Here is a 19,291-nt window from a genome sequence, read left to right as displayed (position 1 = left end):
TCCAGATAGGCCCGCGGCCTCTCGTACGGCCGGCGGATGCCGTCGTCGACCTTTCAGCATCCAGCACTGAACGGTGATCTGCTCGCGGGCGGGGCCGAGGGCGAGCTTCAGCCGCGTGCTCTCGTCTTCCACGTGCAGCGGCAGTCGGGGTGTCGGCCACTGGTCGACGGGCACCGGCGGCTGCGCCAGGACCAGCCTCAGCCGCTCCTACACACAGCAGTACCTGCACACCGCGAGGTCCGCGAGCCGGAGATGAAGAAGTACCGCATCGGCCCCTCCTGTCCGCCGCGCACGGCTTCTCCGGCTGGTCGGTGCCGAGGTAGTGGCGGGCTACCCGGCTGCCGTCGGGGAGCTCGGTCTACTCGAACACGTTCGGTCCCTTGCCGTACGCAGTCGCGGTCCGCACCGGAGGCGGCCATTTTGGGGACAGGGGACCCCTCCGGCGAGAAGGTCGGTAGCTCGTTCTGCTCGGAGACGACCTTGCCGTCCACGAGTTCGCGAACGGCGAGTTGCCGAAGACTCCGGCGGGCCCACGAGAGTGAGCCCGCCGTCGCGTCAGCGGCGGGTCTCCCACCACAGGATCAGCAGGGACACCGTGCCGCTGCCAAGCCGGTTGGCCGCGCCCTGCAGGAACTCGCCCGAGACGATGTGTCCCTGCTGGACGATCCATTTCCGCAGGCGGCGCATGGTGTCGATCCGTCGCCTGACCCAGCGGAACGGGTGCTTGCGCTCGTCTTTCGCGTTACTCTCGTCCATACGGAGTTCCTCTCGTTACAGGCGTGCTGGAACACCGCGCAAGGAGCCCTCCCAACTCAGAGGCCTAGGAAACCTGTTGGGACGCAGGGGCTCCTTTTGCGCGTTCAGTGAGTTTATCGACGGCTGCTTGAAATGATTGTCGACTTGGCGTCATCGTGTGGCTGGAACCATACGAATGCTCAGCGGCGGGTGAAGTCGTGCAGTCGGTCGGCGAGTTGCTGGTCGGGGCGCCGGACGATGATGCACGAGCCGGACTTCTCGGTGGCGAGGCGGTCGACCTCCATTTCGAGGCCCCCGGTGGGCGGGCTGGTGAGGCTGGAGCCGGTTCGCCGTACGTACATCGCGACGGCTTCCAGGGTGGCGAGGAAGTCGCTGTCGGGGGCTTCGGAGTCGAGGACGTCGTGGGTGACCTCGTGAAGCCAGTGCCGTGCCTCGCGAGTCTCACCGAGGGCGAGGTGGTGCAGGTGCAGGCAGTAGGCGGCGGCACGGTGGCCGGCCCCGGCGGCGAGCTGCCACCAGAACTGGGCGCTCTCGCGGTGGTCGGTGAGGTGGAGCAGGCACGCGAAGATGAGGGCGCCGTCGACGTCCAGCTGGTCCGCGGTCACTTCGTCGGGTTCCTGGGCGAGGCGGTCGACATGGTCGGCTGCGTCGGGCCGGTTGAGGATCCAGCGGCACACCACCGACAGCCGCTGGCCGGCCTCCGCGGCGCGGATCATGTCCGGGTTCGGCGTCGGTGACGCGGTGGCCGCGTCGGCGGCGAGGCGGCGGAGCGCGGCGCCGACGTCGAAGCCCTCGTGCCGCGTGGTGGGCAGGCGCGCGTCGGCCAGGAGGGCGTCGATGGTGGTGCTCACTGTCCCGGTCCTTTCTTGGTCTTGCTGGGCGTGGCGGGCAGGCGCAGTTGGACGCGCAGGCGTTCCTTGCCCTTGCGGCCGTGGTAGTCGACGGTGCGGGTGTCCAGGCCCATGTACCGGGCGATCCGCTTGGTGGGGTAGCCGAGCAGGTGACGCAGGACGATCACGGTGAACTGCCGGGTCGGCAGGTCCAGGATCGCCTCGTACACGCGGTTGGCGTTGCTGCTGAGCTCCATCTGGCTGCGGACCGCTTCCAGGTTCTTCGCTATGGGGCCGTTGATGAGGAACGCCGGCGGACGTCCGTCTGCTTCGAGGCGGCGGGTGACGCCCCGGTGGAGCACGGCCAGGGTCTGCTGTTCGAGGTCGCCCTGCTGCAGAAGATCGTCCCAGCCGCCCAGGATGGTCAGGAAGACGTGGTGGACCACCCGTTCGGCGACCCGGCGGCTGCCCAGGTGGATCTCCGCGAAGTCGTGGAAGAACTCCTGATGGCCCAGGTAGAAGGCCTCGAAGTCGAGGGGCAGGTCGGGAGGGGCCAGGACGGGCTGGCCGTGGCCGCCGTCCTGGGGCGATACGTCAGTGGTGACGTCGCCGTTGCCCATACGGTCCTCCATGCGATGCGGGCACCGGACTCTCCGTCGAGGCCGGTGGGATCCAGCGCGGGCCAACTTGCCCGCGCAAGGGACCAGTTGGATTGGGCCCTCACGCACCACAATCTCTACTTTCCGGGCCTGAAACTCATACACCCCTCGAAAATCGTCACTCACCGATCTTGACCGTAAGCGGAACGTGAGTTCTCTTATCGCACAGACGTTCTATACAGGCGCTATGAGCTGGGAAAACAGAGCCATGCGGAGAGGTTCACTGTTCAAGAACCGCCTGGTTCGTGTCAGAGGTCACACTCTGCTCCCTTCTGTACAGACATCCACCGACGCGCCCCCGTCACTCGCGGCCTCCGATGTGGCAGAACCGATCCACCGTCACCCGATCGAGGGGCGCGCGATGGTGACAGTGAAACGCGCCTGGCACCACCGGTCTTCCGGCCGGCCGCCTCACCGCCTGCGTGACTTACCGATCCGTACGGGTGAGCCAGGGCGGATCACCGCGCGGCATACGGGACCCGCCCGCTACGAAGATCACGAACCGTCTGTGATCTTCGAGAGGAAGCCCCTCGTGCGCCTCACCCGCTCACATGCCGCTGCCGCCGCACTCGCTGTCCTGCTCTCCCCCGCCACCGCTCACGCAGTCGGCCCCGGCGACACCGTCGCCCTGCCCGTACGCGACGCCCTCCACGCCCTGACCATCCAGACCGAGAACCGCACCGGATACGAACGCTCGAAGTTCCGCCACTGGGTCGACGCCGACCGCGACTCGTGCAACACGAGGCAGGAGGTGTTGCTGGAGGAAGCCGTCACCGCACCCGTCCAGGACGCCAACTGCGTGCTGACCGGCGGGTCCTGGTACTCCCCGTACGACGACACGTACTTCACCCAGGCCCGCGCCCTCGACATCGACCACCTGGTCCCGCTCGCCGAATCCTGGGACTCCGGCGCCTCCACGTGGACAACGGCCGAACGCCAGGCCTACGCCAACGACCTCGGAGACGCCCGCGCCCTGATCGCGGTCTCCGCCACCACCAACCGCAGCAAATCCGACCAGGACCCCGCCACCTGGCAGCCCCCGGCAGCCGACTACCGCTGCACGTACGCCACCGACTGGATCGCCGTCAAAACCCGCTGGGGCCTGACCGTCGACCCCGCCGAACAGACCGCGCTCACCGAGGCCCTCGCCGGCTGCCCGAACAGCCCGATCGAGGTCACCCACGCCCGCTGACCCATCCTCGCCAGTCAGGTGCGAGCCCGGCCCCTTGCCCGGCGCGTCATGTGATGTGCCGGGGGGGCCGGTACATGTGGCCGTCCCATTGGCGTTGCGGCTGTCACTGTGGATATCGGACTTCCGCTGAAACGCCGCGCGCAACAAGTGCACGCCGACCAGAGAGTTGAGTGCTGTCGCTTCCGCCCCGGATGTATGGCAAAGGCTTTACGGAGAGCTTGTCAGAGCTTTCGGTGCCCGGCCGTGCGCCTATCCGTCGACTTCAGACGGGCAGATGATGCAGATGGGAGCAGCGACTGCCCATCTGCCGCAGGTTGTTCGGGTTCGCGAGGCAGAAAACGGAGAATAAGCCCAAGACAGGGAATGATCAAAGATGAGCAGTGGGGCGATCCTCAATCTAACCGCAATTGCTATATCGATCACTGCCGTCATCACCTCAGTATGGTTTGGCCTCAGGCAACTACGGATTTCCAGGGAAGCGAACCACATCCCTGTAATAGCGGAGCTACTTGGCGGATTTCGTGACGTTGATCTCTGTGATCACTATGTCTACGTGTGCACTAAACTCCGAGAGGAGCACTCGCCCGACTTGGGAATAAGTGGCCTCCCGCGCCCCGCCAGGAAAGCCATCTATGATATTGCCTACTTTCTCCAGACGTTCGCCGGGATGAGCTCCCTGGGTATCGTCAAGGAAGAACAAGTAGTGGCAATGCTCCACCGGAGAATTTCACGGGCCTGGAGTGCAATGAAACCCTACGTCGAAAAAGAGCGTGAGGTTGGAGCGGCAGGGCCTTATCTTATGGTTTTGCTCGAAGAATTCGCGGCGCGAACAGATGGTGACGGAGATCAGGCCGTCCAAGCCTTACTTGAACGTACTCGCAACGGGCAGACGTCCCACCTCATCTAATTCTGTGCGCGCTTTGATCCGCCAAGGAGGAAACGGCATGACGAGCGCTCTCGCGGGTGCGTCGCCGCCACCAGTACATTCCCCGTGGCCGGGCGACCGAGGGGGAGACGATGAGCGAGCGCGGCGCATTGCGGGGTCTGCGGGTCCTGATGTGGGTGGTGATCGCGGTTGAGGTGCCGGTGTGGCTGGTGTGGCTGGTCCAGGTCGGCTACCAGGCCGGGCAGCATCTGCCCCGCGGCGACGTCGCGCGGTGGGCGCCGCCCGTGCTGCTGCCGCCGGCGACCGTGCTGTTCTGCGTGGCGGCGGGCTTGACGTGGTGGCCGGCACCCGTTCGTCGCTGCGGGAGCGGTGGATCGTCGTGTCGCTGGTGTTCGTCGCCGTCTTCTCAGTGTTCTGCGGGGTGGCCTCGGTCGACGACCCGTCGGTGTCGGTGGGCCTGCTGAGCGCCGCCGTGACCGCGCTCGGCATGATCGGGCTGTTCTTCATCCCGGCCGCCGCCTCCCGCCAGTTGCCGGACGTCATCCGTCGGCGCTCCCGCCGTACGGACACGGCCCCGGGTGAGGCGGACCCGCAGTAGGCCCGGCCGTCCGACTGCCCGGGGCGCCGTGCGGCGGGCATGCTGCGCTTTCCGACTCCGACTCTCCGGCTCCGACTCCGTCGACGCCCGCGCGGTGTCTGACGGAGGGCTGAGCCACGCGATGGTGGAGCTGCTGCTGGAGTTCGCCGGTAGCGCGATGAAGCCGGACGACACCGGGAAGGCGCTGACCCGGATGGAGACGCTGCACGCCGCGACGTACAAGGACTTGCAACAGGCCCGCAAGAGGCTGGCCGAACGGGAGGCCGCCGACGGCTGACCCGGCGGCATGTGACAAGGAGTCCCGAACCGGCGCGCGGTTCGGGGCTCACCTGCGTGCGGCGCAAGTTACGGGGTTGAGAGCGAGTCCTGCCCGGGAATTCGGTCGGCGACTGCGAGAATGCACGCAGAGGCAGCGGATGCTGGTTGTGGGCCGGTCGTGCCTGTCTGTCGCCTGGCCATAGCCGGGTTGGACCTTGCGAGGTTCCATGTCCCTCAGCGAGTTCGTCGAGGTGTACTGCACCACCGGACAGCTGATCACCGTCATCCTCACCCTCCTCAACGGCCGCCGCGGTGGTGGTGGCAGCTGACACTGTCGTAGACCCTCGGGAGCCGTCAGCTCGCAGGGAGGGCCCGCAGTCGGCTGCGGGCCCTCCACGAGGTCAGCGGCGGGTCTCCCACCACAGGATCAGCAGCGTCACGGCGCCGCTGCCCAGCTTGTAGGCGACGCCTTGCAGGAAGTGGTGGTGAACGCCGTGTCTACGGCTCCCGTTCCATTTCCGCAGGTGAGTGCTGATGGACGAGAGCCATCTGTCTACACGGCGTGGGTGCTTCGGATCTGAATTCGCGCTAGGCTCGGTCATGCGGTTCCTTGCGTTAGCGTGCGTTTAGGGACACCGCGAGAGGAGCCCTCCCAACTCAGAGGCCTGAGAAACCCGTTGGGACCCAGGGCTCCTTTCGCGTTCTGCGGAGTCTATCGGCGAGAAGCTGATCGGTGTAGTTATTCATGCGGGAATACGCGCACCAGGCAACACTCTGCCTACCTTCTCGCGCACCAGCGATACATCCAGACCAGAAAATCCGCAGCTCACAGGCGTGCATGTGATCCCCGTCACCATCAAGCAGCGAAGCGACATTCGCCGGTCTTCCCTCCTGCGAGAAGCGCAGAAAAACGCAGGCCTCCTGCGAGAAGCGCAGGAAAACACGGGCTCCAATGCGCTCCAACCTAATCCATTGCATTCCATTGCATCGCGATGAGATGAAATGAAATGGATTACAGACGGTTACGGCAGGAGTGCCGGGCTTTAGGTCGTCTCGGGAGCCGAGGCCTCACGGTCTGCTCCTCGCAGGAATGTGAAGCGACTCGTCCCCGGCAGCTCCGATGCCGGGGACGAGTCGCTTGTGATGGAGCCTGGGTTACAGCACGATCCGGATGTGCTCCACGTCGGTGAACTCGACGCTGAGGCCGCCCGCCCGGGTGTTGTTGTTCCGGAAGTACATCTCCGCAAGCCCTTCGGCGGCGATGCGCTGGAGCTGCTGTTCGGTGGCGCCGGTGTCGCGGGCTTCGAAGAGGCGGTCCGCCCAGCGCGGGGGCAGGGCCTGGGTGATGTCGCGGATGCGTGCGTCGTCGGTCGTGCCGGGGGCGGCGGTGAAGCCGAATCTCGCGCGGGTGGAGACGACCAGGCCGCCCGTGGACGCGGCCTTCTTCTTGGCCTTCGCTCGGATCTGGGGCTGCCACCGCTTCTTGACCTCACGCTCGATGCGCTCGCGGAGGTCGTGGCGGGGCCGTTTGAACTTGCCCGCGACGTATCGCTCCACGGTGCGCTGGGACACTCCGAGTGCCTGCGCGGCGGCTTTGGTGCCCTTGAGCTGCTTGACCAGGTATTTCATCTGCGTCTGGGCGCTTTGCGGGGTGCGGCGGGTGAACGCCCCTTCCAGGGCCTGGTCGAGGCTGTCGCCGAGGGAGTCGGTCATGGTCGGTTACTCCCCTTCTCCGGCGGTCGGGTCGTTCTTGATGAGGTTGGCGATGTTGAACACCGCGCCGGCTTCCTCGAACTGGGCTTCCGCCCACAGCACGGTCTGGGTGCCCTGGTGCTTGACCATCCCCGGCGAGACCCCGAGCCGGAACGTGCCCGGCACCGGTTTGCCCTCTTCCGTGTAGGGCAGGACGTCCAGCGGGGACGGGCCTGGGGAGGGGTAGACGATGGCGTCGGTGCCGATCGCAACCGGGTACAGGTCGGCTGTGGCGGCGGTCTTCATCAGCTTGCGGTGGATGCCGACCCGCTGGCTCGCGAGCACGGCGGCCCGGATGTCCGGGCGCCACGTCTCCCGCTTGAGTGCCGGCCACGGCTCGTAGTACGGCACCTGCCCGCGGTTGCGCTGGCGCAGTTTGCCGATGCCGCCCTTCGCGGTCGCCTTGATCGCCTTCGCGAGCAGCGCCATCGTCGGGTCGGTGCTCTTGGAGCAGGCCATCGCATCGAGGAACTCGTGGCCGCTCATCGCGGTGGTGACTCCGAGGTCGGCCATCACCGTCACGTAGGCGTCGCGCAGCCGGTTGTACCAGGGGTCCAGGTAACGGCCGGACTGGAGCCGCACGTACGCCTCGATCGGCGCGACCTCGAAGCCGAGCTCCACCGCGTACGCGACGGTGGGGGTGGCGTACCAGGCCGGGCCGACCGGGCGGTCGCCCTTCGGCGTGAACGGCGAGGGGAGCCGGTCTGCGTCGACGGTGCGCCCGTTGACCTTTACGCGGGCCAGGTCGACGTGGGAGAGGTCGACCAGCCACGAGCCGGGCAGCTTCGGGTCGAACGCCGGACGGTTCGTCAGGTGGGTGGGGCCGTCCAGGCCCACGGTGAGGCTGTTGGCGGCCGCCGCGAACGACATATTGATGTCGACGGCGACCAGGTACGGATTCCGGCACTCGTCATCGGTCAGCGGCCGGCACCAGTCGTACGGCTCCTCCATCAGCATCTGGTCCGGGGTCCGCATGTGATGGCGCTCGAACCGGCCCTTCAGGACCGGGTGCTCGTCCGGGACTTCGCACTCCACGACGTCGTACACCGCGGTGAGCGCGTCTGCGTTGAACGCCCGCTCGAAGTTCCCGGTGGTCTCGTCCTTCTCCGCACGGGTCGGCGGGCGCAGCGCGGTCATCAGCTCCAGGCCGGTCGTCGACGCGGTGCCGCGCGGCGTGATCACCAGCTGTGCGTACGTGCCGAGATACCGGGCGAGGTCGGCGGGGTGCATGGACGGGATCTGCGGGTCGTCCTTGTGGTCCCACTCCCTGGCGTCAAGCGCGTTCCACGAGGGGATGCACACCTGCACGCAGCGGCGCCGGGAGCCCTCCGGGTCCCGGTAGATCCGCGCCCACGGCCCGAACCCGAGCTGGGTGAGCTGGAGTTCGGCCTTCTTGATCTGCTTGATCACCTTGTGGCTGTCCGGGAGCCGGCCCGCGCGCCGGTCCTCATCCGACAGGGCGGCGGGCAGGCCGTAGCGCTCCAGCGCCGACGGGGTGAGGACCAGGACCGGGTCGGCGTCACGGCCGTTGCGGTGCAGCCGGGCCTGACCGAGCTTCGCCTCGGCAAGCGTCCAGTCCACCAGCGCCGGCAGCGACTTGGCGGGCACGTCCAGGACCAGGCCGCCGACGCAGTACGCCGACACCTGCCCGTCCTCGCAGTCGACGACCGCCAGCGGGCCGTTCTCGAAGCGCGGGTCGACCACGGCCGCCGTTGAAGTGGTGGCCTTCGCGGCCCTCTTCGCGCCCGGGCGCCGCGACGTCGACGACGGCCTGGCGGTGCTCGTTGCCGGGCGGGCGGGCGCCTTCGGGGCGATCGGCGCCGACGGAGCCGGGGCGGGCGCGGCGGTGAACGTCTTGGGGACGGAAGGTTCGGGTGCCGCTTCGCTGTCGGGGGCGGGGAAACGCGCGGCGAGCCCTTTGAGCAGCTGGGCGTAGGCAGTGCGCTGCGGCGGGCGCGGTTCGGTCTTGCCGGTCTCCCAGTTCCCCACCGCCTCCCGGCGGGTGCCAAGGGCCTGGGCGATCTGGGTCTGACTCAGCTCAGCAGCCTCGCGCAGCCGCTTGCGCTCAGCGGGCGGTGGCAGGTCATTCTGGTCGACCTGGTTCAGCAGCGCATCGACAGCGCTGAGCAGCTCGTTCTCAGTGGGCACAGGGCTCACCTCCATTAGACACCCTAGATCAATCGCGCATTAGGTCGCTCGTTAAATCGCGCATTGGATCGCTCAATTTTGAGAGGTGGTGTGCAGCTCGTCGCCGGCCAGCCCCGCTCCGCAGCTGGCCGATCGTCTCGCTGGCAGGCAACAACCTGCGGTCCCCACGGCTGCATGGGCCTCGGGGACGCAATCCCGCTGGTGACTGGCTGATCAACGCCCTGACACGGCCGCGGCTGAGGTGGCAGGGTCGGTGAGATTCCAGACGGCAGATGAGGGGGCTCCGTGGACCGCAGTCTTGACGACGACGCGTCCAGCCGCATGAACGATGCTGAGGAGTACCTCAGCGCCGAACAACGGAGAGTGGCAGCCACGGAAAGGTCCAAGCTGCGCGATCTCCGGCACGAAGTGAAGCAAGCGGATCGGGAACTGGCCCGCCGCACGACGGCCGTCCAGATCGGATTGCTGGCGCTGATCGTTGCCGGTGTCTCCCTGCTGACAGGTCTGGGCTGGGCCGTCCTGGCCTGGGACTCCCCCGCGACGCTTCTCCGCATCGCCATCATCTGCGGCACACTCATACTGATCGCTGTGGCAGTCGTAATCGTGACTGTGCCGCGCCGGGGCCCACGCCTGGCCGACCTGATGAACGCAGTTGACACCAAGCGCGAGGAACTGCGGTTCCTCAGCTCCCTCTACTACCCGACGCTGAAGGAACGGCGCAGCCTCTACCGCGAGGATGTTGTCGGGGTCATCGAGCAGCACCGGGCAGACAGCCGCAAGTACCGGCTCGTCCACAACGCGCTGCAGAACCTCATCATGATCGGCTCCGCAGCCACGACGACCGTTGCAGCCCTGGACACCGGTAACAAGCTGACCTGGCAGAACGTCACGATCGTCGCCATCGGCTTCACCGTCACGCTGTCAGCCGCCTTCACCGGCTACTACAAGTACCGCGAGCGCAGCTACTTCCTGCTGCAGACCGCCGACGCCATCGAAGAAGAGGCCAACGCCGTCACTCTCGGCATCGGCCCCTACAAAGACTTCGGCCCAAACCAGGAGCAGCAGGCGCTGAAGCTGTTCACCCAGCGCGTCGAAGACCACCGCAACGAGCAGCGCCGCCGACAGCAGCAGCTGGACCAGCCCGCCGACCAAGCCCCACCAGCGGGGGCGTCACCGCCAGCCTGACGACAGGCTCACCCCCGAGCCGGGAAACGCGAACGGCCCGCCGCTTCGGGGGAAAACGGCGGGCCGGACTGACCCTCACGGTTGCCACACCCGTTGGCGCGGTGCACGCCGGAACAGTGACATCGCGGCCGCCCGGGTTTTGGCGCCGGGCAACGCAAAAGGCCCGCCCTGTGCGCGGACGGGCCTTTTGATCGAGCGCCGGGCAGGCCTTGCACCTGCATTTCCCCGCAGGAAGCGGGGCGTCTTTCCTTGGACCACCAACGCGCAACCAGCCGCCCTTAGTTGCGGCGGCCAGTTCAAGATCAAGTCTAGCGGATACGATCAGGGCTTTGCCCACAAGAACGCCGTTGGCTTCGTTCGCCTCATCGCAGAGGGCGCGTGCCGTGGGTTCAGGGCCGCGGTGCCTGCTGGTCGCCGCGATCTGTCCGGACGCCTTACGTGGAGACGTCGAGAGGCTGTCGGCGAAGCCCATATCGGACCCGGCACTTCGATGGCTGCACGGGCCCGCGGTCACCGCTCAAGCGCGATTCAGGCTGCGTAGGCATCGGCTCCCGAGAAGTGCGTCCAAGTAGCGAGGCGTGCGCGACGCAGCGGATGCTACACAGTGGTGTTCAGATACGGGCGAGCGGCCTGAGAGAACTCCTCCCGCGCCCGTAGCACCGCGGAGAGATCTGTGTTCCAGTCGAACGGGGCAAGCGGTGGAAGCCTCGTCCATCCCCCACAACACATGTGCAGGTTCACACAGGCTCTTTCCACTCTGTGTGCCGCGATAGCGACCTCGTCCGGACCGTAAAGGTCGAGCACGGCGAGGGTGGCCCGCATCTGCCTCAGGGTCTCATCGATGGCAGTCTCGACCTTCGCTTCGGCCCGCCGAGTACGGATCTTCTCCCAAAGGCTTCTCCGCCTACCCAGCAGCTCTCTCCAAGAGTGGAGCTTGAACGCTTGATCTGTCATGCCCAGGGTCAGAGCCAGGAACTCGAAGCATGCAGACCCTCTGCCACTCCGTACCCACTGCTTGTGAGCGATGTCCGCCTGATGCCTAGCTGCTGTGCGGGATGCGTCCGCCTGTGCTCGGGCGCTGCGGGCTTGCGCAAGCGCTCCTGCAAACGCGAACCCCCCACCGATCGCGGCTCCACCTAACGCAGCCATGACCTCGTTCATGTTGAACGATGTTGCCGCATCCTGGACCTTCTTGTCCTCGATCCAGGAGAGGGCGGCGGCCAACTCGGGCCGCTCGTCGCCGCAGGTGCCGGCGAGGCGGGCGCTGGAGCGGGACGACGCGAGTGTTGAGCGGTGGCGGAGCGAGGTGTGGGAGACGGTAAAGCCACTGCGGCGGCCCAGCACGCCTAGATCTGCTTCGAGGACGAGGCAGGACAGGGGCTGAGGCCGCCGAAGGCGGCACACGTGGGCACCGTGCGGCCGGACACCGCAGGTGCGGGTGCGTGACGCGAACCGGGGACGGGTCTCTGTGGCGGGACTGGTCTGCTACAGGAGCGGCGAACGATCGCGTCTGATCTACCGGTTGCACGTGTACCGGGGGCGGAAGGGTGAGGCGAAGAACTTCGGATGGCAGGACTACCGTGACCTGATCGTCGTGGCGCACAACCAGCTCAAGGCCCCCGCGGTCTGGGTCTGGGACAATCTCAACGTCCATCTGTTCGACGAGCTCGCGCTGTTCTTCGTGGAGAACGAGGAGTGGCTGACGGTGTTCCAGTTGCCGTCGTACGCTCCTGAGCTCAATCCGCAGGAGGGCATCTGATCACTGGTCAAGCGCGGTCTGGCCGACTTCGCCGCCGCCAACCTCGACCACCTGGCCCGCGTCATGAAGCGCAAACTCAAGAAGATCCAGTACCGTCCGGAACTGATCGACGGCTGCCTCACCGAGACCGGACTGATCATGAGTGCCGGATGATCGACCGGCCCGCCACTGCGAGTTCAACCGCAGTACTTCCTCCAGCAGACCGCCGACGCCATCGAGCAAGAGGCCAACGCCGTCACCCTCGGCATCGGCCCCTACAGCGAGTTCGGTCCCGACGGGGAAGACGAGGCGCTGAAGAAGTTCACCCAGCGCGTCGAAGACCACCGCAACGAGCAGCGCCGCCGCCAGCAGCAGCTGGACCCGCCCTCCGACCAGGCCGGCCCCTCCAGCCAGCCGCCGGCGGCCTGACCCGCTCTCAGCTCCGCAGCGGCGTTTCGTGTCTCCCCTAAACCAGGGGGGCACGTCGGTTGGCTGGACCGGCGTGACGGCGTCGCCCTCACTCACCGAGAAGAGCCTGGCCCGCCGCTACGGGGGGAAGCGACGGGCCAGATGACCGCCACGGTCTCATACGCACCGACCCCGGAACGCCGTCTCTGGCTGAAGTCGCCGCTGCGCAAGGGCGGGTGGCTGCCCGACCGCCCTCACCGCGCCTCAGCCGAGGCCGAGCTTGCTGAGCGCGGTGGTCCAGTCGGTGACGATGGCCTTCTGCGCGGCGGCGAGGGTGACCGTGCCCTTGCAGACCGCGGTGTGCAGCTTCGTCTCCACCGGGTCCTTCAGGTTGTTGACCCCGGAGCCCTTCTTGTGACCGGGGTCGGCGGGCTCCACCCACAGGTTGCGGTAGTCGTTGGGGTCACCGCCGAGCTGGAGGCTGATGAGGTGGTCGTACTCGGCATCGCTCATACGGCCGGTGAAGCCGTAGGAGGCGGCGTTCAGCTTCTTCTCCTTGCCCGTGACGTACGTGGAGGGGCGGATGCTGGAGGTGTAGCCGCCCTTGCGGCAGATCGTCGACTTCAGATTCGACTGCGTGACCGCCGGAGAGATGGCGCCCGGCGTGCACGTGGGGTCCTCGAGCGGCTCGCCCTTGAGGTAGCGGTAGTGGCAGGTGCCCGCGGCGGGCTGCTTCTGCACGGTGTATGTCTTCTGCGGGCCCGCCCCCACCGCGATCGCCTGTCCTGGCCTCCCGCCCTGGGCACTCGCGCCCGACGGACCGGCAGCCGGATTCGCGCTTGCCGACGCGTCCGAGACCGAGGTGCCGAGCGAAGTAGGTGAGCAGCCTGCGAGCATCAGGCAGCTGAACAGCACGGCCGACGCCACGCGGCGGGTGGAATGCATGATGACCCCTCACGGTCAGGCGGGAACTGAGCAGATGCTGCCCTACCCGACTGCCGCCCTACCGCGCGGGGGTACAGCGCGCAGTGGCCGCACCGCCGGCTGAGACCGCGGCTCCGGTCACGCGCTCGGGAACTACGAGGCGGTTGGCGTGGTGCGCTGGACGTGCAGGGGCGGCGGTAGCGGAAGCCGGAGCCCCGCCATCCCCCGGATGTTCAGTTCGCCGGTCTCTGCCCGGTGCAGCAGTTCGCCCGCGTTCTTCAGCGCCATGACGACCCGGGTGCGCAGGCGGGGGTGGAACGGCATGGCGAGCGGGACGAGGGCGGCGATGGCGGCCGGGTTGGGGATCGAGCTGTTGCGCAGCTCGCCGACGACCCGATTGAAGGCGTAGCCGAGCTTGGGCGGCAGCTGGACGTGGGAGCGCTGCAGTGAGGACAGCAGCAGTGCCAGCATGTCCTCGTACGCGGTGCGCAGGGCGTTGATGCTGTCGTACGACACGATGTCGGCGGCGAACAGCCCGCGGCCGCGCTCGAGGCGTTCGAGGATGGCTTTGAGCATCTTCAGGTCGATGTCGCCGGCATACCGCAGGGGCCGGTCCACCCGGGCCAGCAGCTTGCCGCCTTCCACGCCTTCCCTCCAGGAGAAGCTGCTCAGGAGGTGGAACCACGCCTCCTGGCTCCGCAGGGAGTGGACGCCGCAGCCGATGAGGATCTGGTAGAGGATCTTCGCCTTCAGCGGGCGTGCTCCGCGCAGGACGGCCCCGTACGTGACATGGGAATAGCCGGGCGCCTGTTGGGCCAGGGTGCGGTGGCTGAGCCCGTTGAAGTCCAGCAGCGTCTTCAGGAGCTCGCGCAGCTGGGCTTCGTCGACGGCGTGCGGCGGGGTGAGGTTGCCGGTGCGCTCCCAGCGGCTCAGTGCCTCGCGGCAGAGATCGCCGGAGAAGCCGGCGGCGGCCAGGCGCAGGCTTTCCCAGCGCGCGCTCCAGCTCTCGGGGTTGCCGCCGCAGGCCAGGATGTAGCCGTTGACGGTTGCCCAGGTGGGGAGCTTCTTGCCCGCGTGGGCGTTGGACAGCGTCGCGGTGGACAGCCCGCTGTGTTCGGCCATCATCGCCAGCGGCGGGTCACCGGCCTCCTTGCGCAGCGCCTGGAGGTCGCGTGCGAAGGCCACCAGTGGGTCGTTGGTGTGGGGCAGTTGCTTCATGGGACGGGCCACGGCGTCCATCTCCTTCCCGAGCCCGGAACAGGACCGGGGCCCGTCGGTGAGACGGGCCCCGGCAGGGCATCGGGTCAGAGCAGACGCTGACGCAGTTCGGCGGCCAGGAGACCGCCGGCCCCCAGGATGGCGAGGGCCTCCTCCAGCTTCATCCCGCGGGCGAGCAGGACGAACAGCGCGGCCAGGAGTATGACCAGCAGGAGTAAGGAGGCCAGCGGCGAGGACTTGGCAGTGCTCGCCGGGGTGTGCGCGCACGGCCCGTTCTGCTCAGCAGGAACGGGCTCAGGAAGCAGGAACGACAAGGAAGTTGACTCCCAACAGGAGGCGGATGGTCAGCTAGCGGTCCGGAACTTGGTGCTCAAGTGCCTTGCAGGGCACGGGACTTGACTCACGCCAGTAGTTGCAGCCACAGGTGTCAGCGAATCCCACGTTACCCACGCTTACGCCTGACAATGCCGATTCAGTTCCCATTGGAGGCAGACCATAAATAAAGCGCCGACCTGTTATTTAAAGGTCGGAACGGAATTTTTCAAAGGATGGTTCGCCATCGGATTTAACAACCCGCGAATCTGCCTCATCAGTGCAGGTCAAGCGGGATGGCGCTTGGACAGGGGAAAGTGTCTGCCTACAGCTCTTGGCCGAGGTCAATTATCCCCCCATTCTTGAACTCGTTCCCACGTGCGCGACGCGCGCGGCCCGCGGGCCGCGCATGCGCGTACAGGAGAGGCGCAGGTCCAACGGTCCGGACACGCACCGCAGAACGCAGGAGGCCCCGTTGCAGCGGGGCACCTCCGCAAGGTGGCACGGCCAACAGGTCAGCCACTGGACTTCCTTCCGCCCGACGATGACGACTCTCGCGGGCTGAAGGGCGTACGGCAAGAGGGCAGGGCCCGGCGGATTCCGCCGGGCCCTGCCGCATGCTCAGAGCGGCTCCATCGTCGCGCCTGCGGTCGTGTTCTCAGGCGTCGGGACGGTGTGGGGCGCCGAAGTCCTGGTCGGTGAACGTCCCGAGCAGAGGCTTGGCAGCGATAGGACGGGCGTGGGGTTCTCCGCACACCGGGCCGTACTCACTGTCGGGCGTGACCCAGACGCCGGTCCACCGCGGGTGGCGGTCGGTGATGGGTTCGCCGCAATCCACGCAGAGCACGACTGGGACACCGTGCTTGCGCAGCAGGCCGGCAAGTTCGGTCCGCTGGAGCTCGGGGACGTGGTCGTAGTAGCCAAGCCAGCCGACCATGGTCTGGGAGGTGTTCCACGCGGCGGCATCGCGGGTGTCCTCCCAGGTGGTGTCCGGGCCGACCGGGTGGACAAGACGCCACCCGAACACCGGCATGCCCGGCCCGTTCGGTTCCGGCTCCTCACGGAAGGACTGCAGAACAGCGGCGGTGTAGCCGGGACGAACCTTGCGGATCTCAGCCTCCAGGACCGGCCGGACCGACTCACTGGCCACGGCATGGAGTTGGGGTGTCCGCCCGGCGGCGGGAGGACGTCATGATCCGGGTCCAGGCCGCGGGGCACCTTGCCATACTGGCGGCCGGGGGGTGCGGGATGGCAGAACAGCGACCGTCGCGGCAGGAGCTGATCCGGCGTCGTCGCCGGAGCGGTTTCGTGGGCCGGCACGGGGAGATGAACGCGTTCCGGGAGAACCTGGTCCGGGATCCGGAAGGCGACGACTACCAGTTCCTTCTCCACGTGCGCGGCAACGCCGGTGTGGGCAAGACCTCGCTGGTCCGGCAGTGGGAGGCGGTCGCCCTCGAACAGTGCGCGACCACGGTCTACCTCGACGACAGTGTGCACAGCGCCGTGGAGGCGATGGAGGAGATCGGTGAGCGGCTGGGCCGTCAGGGCCTGGAGCTGCGCCGGTTCGACAAGCTGCTGGCGACGTTCCGCCAGCGCCACCACGAGACGCAGTCGGCGCGGGACACCCAGATGCCCGCGGAAGACGGTAGTGCCGCGCAACCGCTCGCGGCCTCGCTCTCAGGGTCGGTCGCCGCGCAGGTGGGTCTCGTCGGCCTCGGAATGGTGCCGGTCGTGGGGGCGCTCGCCGGCGCGGTCGATCCGCAGCAGGTAGCCCAGGGCGCGGACCGGCTGCGGGCCGCGCTCGGCGCACGGCTGCGATCCCACGACGACGTACGGCTCGTCATGGACCCTGTGCGCGGCCTGACCCCGGTGTTCCTTCAGGACCTGGCCGAGGTGGCGCGGCGGCGGCCACGGGTGGTGCTGTTCTTCGACGTGTACGAGCGGACAGGACCGGTGCTGGACGAGTGGCTGCGCGACATCGCCTTTGGCGAGGTGCACGGCGTACTGCCGGCGAACGTCCAGATCGTGCTGTCCGGACAGGGCCGTCTGGATGCCCGGAGCTGGGGCGACTGGCTCGACCTGGTCACGGAGGTGCCGCTGGAGGTGTTCACCGAGGAGGAGGCGCGAGCGCTTCTGGCACTGCGGGGCGTCACCGACGAACGGGTCGTCGAGGTCGTGCTGCGCCTGTCGGGCAGACTCCCCGTACTGGTCCACACGTTGGCGCAGGCCGGGCCCGACTCGGCCCATACTGTGGGCGACCCGTCAGGGACGGCGGTGGAGCGGTTCTTGAAATGGGAGACGGATCCCCCGCGTCGGGCCGCCGCCCTTGCTTTGGCTCTGCCTCTACAGTTCGACGAGGACGTCTACCGTGCCGTTGCCCCGCCTGAGGCCGCCGAGCAGTACTCCTGGGTGCGCCGACTCGCCTTCGTCACCGACCAGGCCGGGCGGTGCCGCTATCACGACGTCGTACGCGCTCCCATGCTGCGGCTGCAGCGCACCCAGTCACCCGCCCGCTGGCATGCCGCGCACGACCTGCTCGCGGAGACCTTCCACACCTGGCGGGCGCAGCGGGAGGAGGTGGTGCCGACTGCGGAACGTTGGGGCGACACGGTCTGGCGCGAGCACCGGTCGAACGAGACCTACCACCGCCTGTGCGCCGATCCGCGCCGCGCTCTGCCGGAAGCACTCACGGAGGCCGTCCGTGCCTGCGAGCACGGGAGCGGCACGGCCCGGCGCTGGGCGCAGCTGCTCGCTCAGGCCGCAACGGACAGCGCGGACGAGGGCCTGGCCGAATGGGGAGACCGGCTGACCGCCGCGTCCCGGGACGACGCCTCGGCCGTCATGGCCGTCCTTGACGCACTGCTCGCTTACTCCGGTATGGACACCGCGGGACAACTGCGCACCCGAATAGTCCGGGGGCGTCTCCACCGGCGCGCCGAGCGGTACGGACAGGCGCTCGCCGACTTCACCGCGGCGTTGGTCCTGGAGCCGCAGCACGCTGACGCCCTGGTGGGGCGGGCCCTCATCCACCAGCAGATGGGGAACGCCGACGACGCCCTTGCCGACATGGACGAGGCGATTCGCGCTCACCCCGGCGGCGCCTGGAACCACGTGTATCGGGGGCGCGTCCACCTGACGGCCGGGCACCGCACCGAAGCGCTCGCCGATTTCAACCGGGCAGTCGAACTCGACGCCGAGCAGGACTGGGCCCTCGCCAGCCGCGCCGAACTCCACCGCGCTCAGGGGCGATACCAGGAGGCGCTGGCGGATCTGGACCGCGCGCTCGGCATCGATCCGGAGTACACCTGGGCCTACGCGGAGCGGTCGCGATGCCTGAGTCAATTGGAGCGGTGGGACGAAGCGGTCCACGACATGGCGCGAGCAGCCGACCTGGACTCCGGATCGGGGTGGTACCGTGCCCAACTCGCTGGCCTGCTCCTCGATGTCGGACGGCACGCGGAGGCATTTCAGGAGGTCGACCGCGCCCTAACTGCCCCGGACGAGGACGGCCTACGCGGCCGAGCCTGGCCGTACACCTTCAGAGCCTGGGCACTGCACGGCCTGGGCCGCGACACCGAAGCCCTGTCCGACCTCGACCACGCGATCTCCCTCGACGACGCGTATGAGCTCGCCTTCGCGATGCGCGGATGGCTGCTGTGGGAGGCGGGGCGGCTCGCCGAAGCGGAACAGGACTTCGACCAGGCCCTGTCCGAGCACCCGCAATGGCCGTGGTGCCTGGCGGGCCGCAGCATGGTCCGCTTGTACGCGCAGCGGTACGAAGACGCTGTCAACGACCTCACTCGGGCTTTCAATATCCAGTTCGGCATCGCGGAGGCGGAAGGAAAGATCGCCCGGCCCCTCGTTGAACTGCTGCGGGAGCATCTTCCGACGAACCGCGCCCCCCTCACGGCCACGATCAGACTCGCAGCGCTCCTCAGCCACCAGATCCAGTGGCCAGGTCTGACCCACCAAGCAGGCTCCGTCCTCGCCCTGCGCCCCAGCCCTCGGCTGCTGACCGGCGGCTTCCGACTGCTGCGCCGCGTCACCACCGCCCTCAACGACCCACCCGAAGGCGCGGACACCCAGCGGACCGCCTGGTCACTGAGGCTCCTGTCCCCCATTCTCCGCATCCTGGAGCCCCGGGGAGCTCCGACGGGGTCTGTGCGACCGACTAGCGATGGACACGCGACTGCCGTCGGCGGATCGGACACAGCTTCAGAGTCAAGATCAGAAGCTGCGTCGTAACCTTTCCCTCAGGTCAGGGCCGTGTGAGGTCAGTACGTCCGCTGCTTGCCGTTCGGTTTGACCTCGATGGACGGAGAAGCGAACGGCAGGCAGCAGCAGAGAGGCCCCTCGCACGCAGCCCCGAAGGAGCTGCGCGCGAGGGGCCTGATGATCCAGGACGTGGAGGGACCCGAGGGGTGGCT

At 67.7% G+C, this 19,291-nt stretch carries 16 protein-coding genes and 1 pseudogene; 7 read left to right on the top strand and 10 right to left on the bottom strand.

Translation table 11 applies throughout. The annotated features are described in order from the left end of the window. Nucleotides 1–555: 555 nt before the first annotated feature. From OG595_RS45105 to OG595_RS45095, 3 genes are all read right to left on the bottom strand, one after another. Nucleotides 556–756 carry a hypothetical protein gene (locus OG595_RS45105; RefSeq protein WP_329266544.1) on the bottom strand — a complete coding sequence of 67 codons (201 nt, stop codon included), beginning with the start codon at nt 754–756 and terminating at the stop codon, nt 556–558. 179 nt (nt 757–935) lie between these two features. Continuing rightward, entirely contained in the window at nt 936–1,607 is a 672-nt protein-coding gene (locus OG595_RS45100) for a hypothetical protein (RefSeq protein ID WP_329266546.1), read from the bottom strand. Beyond that, nucleotides 1,604–2,206, bottom strand: a complete 603-nt coding sequence (locus OG595_RS45095) for a sigma-70 family RNA polymerase sigma factor (protein WP_443073315.1) — start codon at nt 2,204–2,206, stop codon at nt 1,604–1,606. The genes OG595_RS45100 and OG595_RS45095 overlap by 4 nt, the downstream gene beginning before the upstream one ends. A 571-nt stretch (nt 2,207–2,777) precedes the next feature. On the opposite strand from OG595_RS45095, the gene OG595_RS45090 reads away from it, so the two are divergent. From OG595_RS45090 to OG595_RS45075, 4 genes are all read left to right on the top strand, one after another. Next, complete coding sequence (locus OG595_RS45090; RefSeq protein WP_329266550.1) at nt 2,778–3,437, top strand: HNH endonuclease family protein; 660 nt, start codon at nt 2,778–2,780, stop codon at nt 3,435–3,437. Nucleotides 3,438–3,810: 373 nt separating this feature from the next. After that, entirely contained in the window at nt 3,811–4,344 is a 534-nt protein-coding gene (locus OG595_RS45085; protein ID WP_329266552.1) for a hypothetical protein, read from the top strand. Nucleotides 4,345–4,594: 250 nt separating this feature from the next. Continuing rightward, a complete protein-coding gene (locus OG595_RS45080) occupies nt 4,595–4,921 on the top strand; it encodes a hypothetical protein (protein WP_329266554.1) in 327 nt (108 codons plus the stop codon). Between the two features lie 94 nt (nt 4,922–5,015). Further along, on the top strand, nt 5,016–5,198 hold the full coding sequence (locus tag OG595_RS45075; protein ID WP_329266556.1) for a hypothetical protein: 183 nt from the start codon (nt 5,016–5,018) through the stop codon (nt 5,196–5,198). A 1,136-nt stretch (nt 5,199–6,334) separates the two neighbouring features. Here OG595_RS45075 and tpg read toward each other — a convergent pair. Next, entirely contained in the window at nt 6,335–6,892 is a 558-nt protein-coding gene (gene tpg / locus OG595_RS45070) for a telomere-protecting terminal protein Tpg (protein WP_329266558.1), read from the bottom strand. Nucleotides 6,893–6,898: 6 nt separating this feature from the next. Next, entirely contained in the window at nt 6,899–9,094 is a 2,196-nt protein-coding gene (gene tap, locus OG595_RS45065) for a telomere-associated protein Tap (RefSeq protein WP_443073314.1), read from the bottom strand. 270 nt (nt 9,095–9,364) lie between these two features. On the opposite strand from tap, the gene OG595_RS45060 reads away from it, so the two are divergent. Then, entirely contained in the window at nt 9,365–10,264 is a 900-nt protein-coding gene (locus tag OG595_RS45060; RefSeq protein WP_329266562.1) for an SLATT domain-containing protein, read from the top strand. Between the two features lie 597 nt (nt 10,265–10,861). Here OG595_RS45060 and OG595_RS45055 read toward each other — a convergent pair. Continuing rightward, the gene (locus OG595_RS45055; RefSeq protein WP_329266564.1) at nt 10,862–11,608 is read right to left on the bottom strand and encodes a hypothetical protein; all 747 of its coding nucleotides are present in this window, start codon (nt 11,606–11,608) and stop codon (nt 10,862–10,864) included. On the opposite strand from OG595_RS45055, the pseudogene OG595_RS45595 reads away from it, so the two are divergent. Continuing rightward, nucleotides 11,502–12,176 (top strand): annotated as a pseudogene (locus OG595_RS45595) (transposase); the annotation flags it as partial. The gene OG595_RS45055 and the pseudogene OG595_RS45595 sit on opposite strands and share 107 nt — an antisense overlap. A 498-nt stretch (nt 12,177–12,674) precedes the next feature. Here the strand turns inward: OG595_RS45595 and OG595_RS45040 are convergent. From OG595_RS45040 to OG595_RS45025, 4 genes are all read right to left on the bottom strand, one after another. Beyond that, nucleotides 12,675–13,355: a hypothetical protein gene (locus OG595_RS45040; RefSeq protein ID WP_329266571.1), complete on the bottom strand. Its 681-nt coding sequence runs from the start codon at nt 13,353–13,355 to the stop codon at nt 12,675–12,677. Between the two features lie 132 nt (nt 13,356–13,487). Further along, nucleotides 13,488–14,564 carry a hypothetical protein gene (locus tag OG595_RS45035; RefSeq protein WP_329266573.1) on the bottom strand — a complete coding sequence of 359 codons (1,077 nt, stop codon included), beginning with the start codon at nt 14,562–14,564 and terminating at the stop codon, nt 13,488–13,490. 74 nt (nt 14,565–14,638) lie between these two features. After that, complete coding sequence (locus tag OG595_RS45030; protein ID WP_329266575.1) at nt 14,639–14,866, bottom strand: hypothetical protein; 228 nt, start codon at nt 14,864–14,866, stop codon at nt 14,639–14,641. 656 nt (nt 14,867–15,522) lie between these two features. Then, a complete protein-coding gene (locus OG595_RS45025; RefSeq protein ID WP_329266577.1) occupies nt 15,523–16,014 on the bottom strand; it encodes a hypothetical protein in 492 nt (163 codons plus the stop codon). A 98-nt stretch (nt 16,015–16,112) separates the two neighbouring features. Here OG595_RS45025 and OG595_RS45020 point away from each other — a divergent pair, with 98 nt between their 5' ends. Further along, the gene (locus tag OG595_RS45020) at nt 16,113–19,109 is read left to right on the top strand and encodes a tetratricopeptide repeat protein (protein WP_329266579.1); all 2,997 of its coding nucleotides are present in this window, start codon (nt 16,113–16,115) and stop codon (nt 19,107–19,109) included. The last annotated feature ends 182 nt before the right edge of the window (nt 19,110–19,291 follow it).

Origin of the sequence: Streptomyces sp. NBC_01451 (assembly GCF_036227485.1) — a bacterium.
GTDB lineage: Bacteria > Actinomycetota > Actinomycetes > Streptomycetales > Streptomycetaceae > Streptomyces.
The sequence above is the reverse complement of the archived record's forward strand: the minus strand, read 5'-3'. Positions and strand labels throughout refer to the sequence as shown.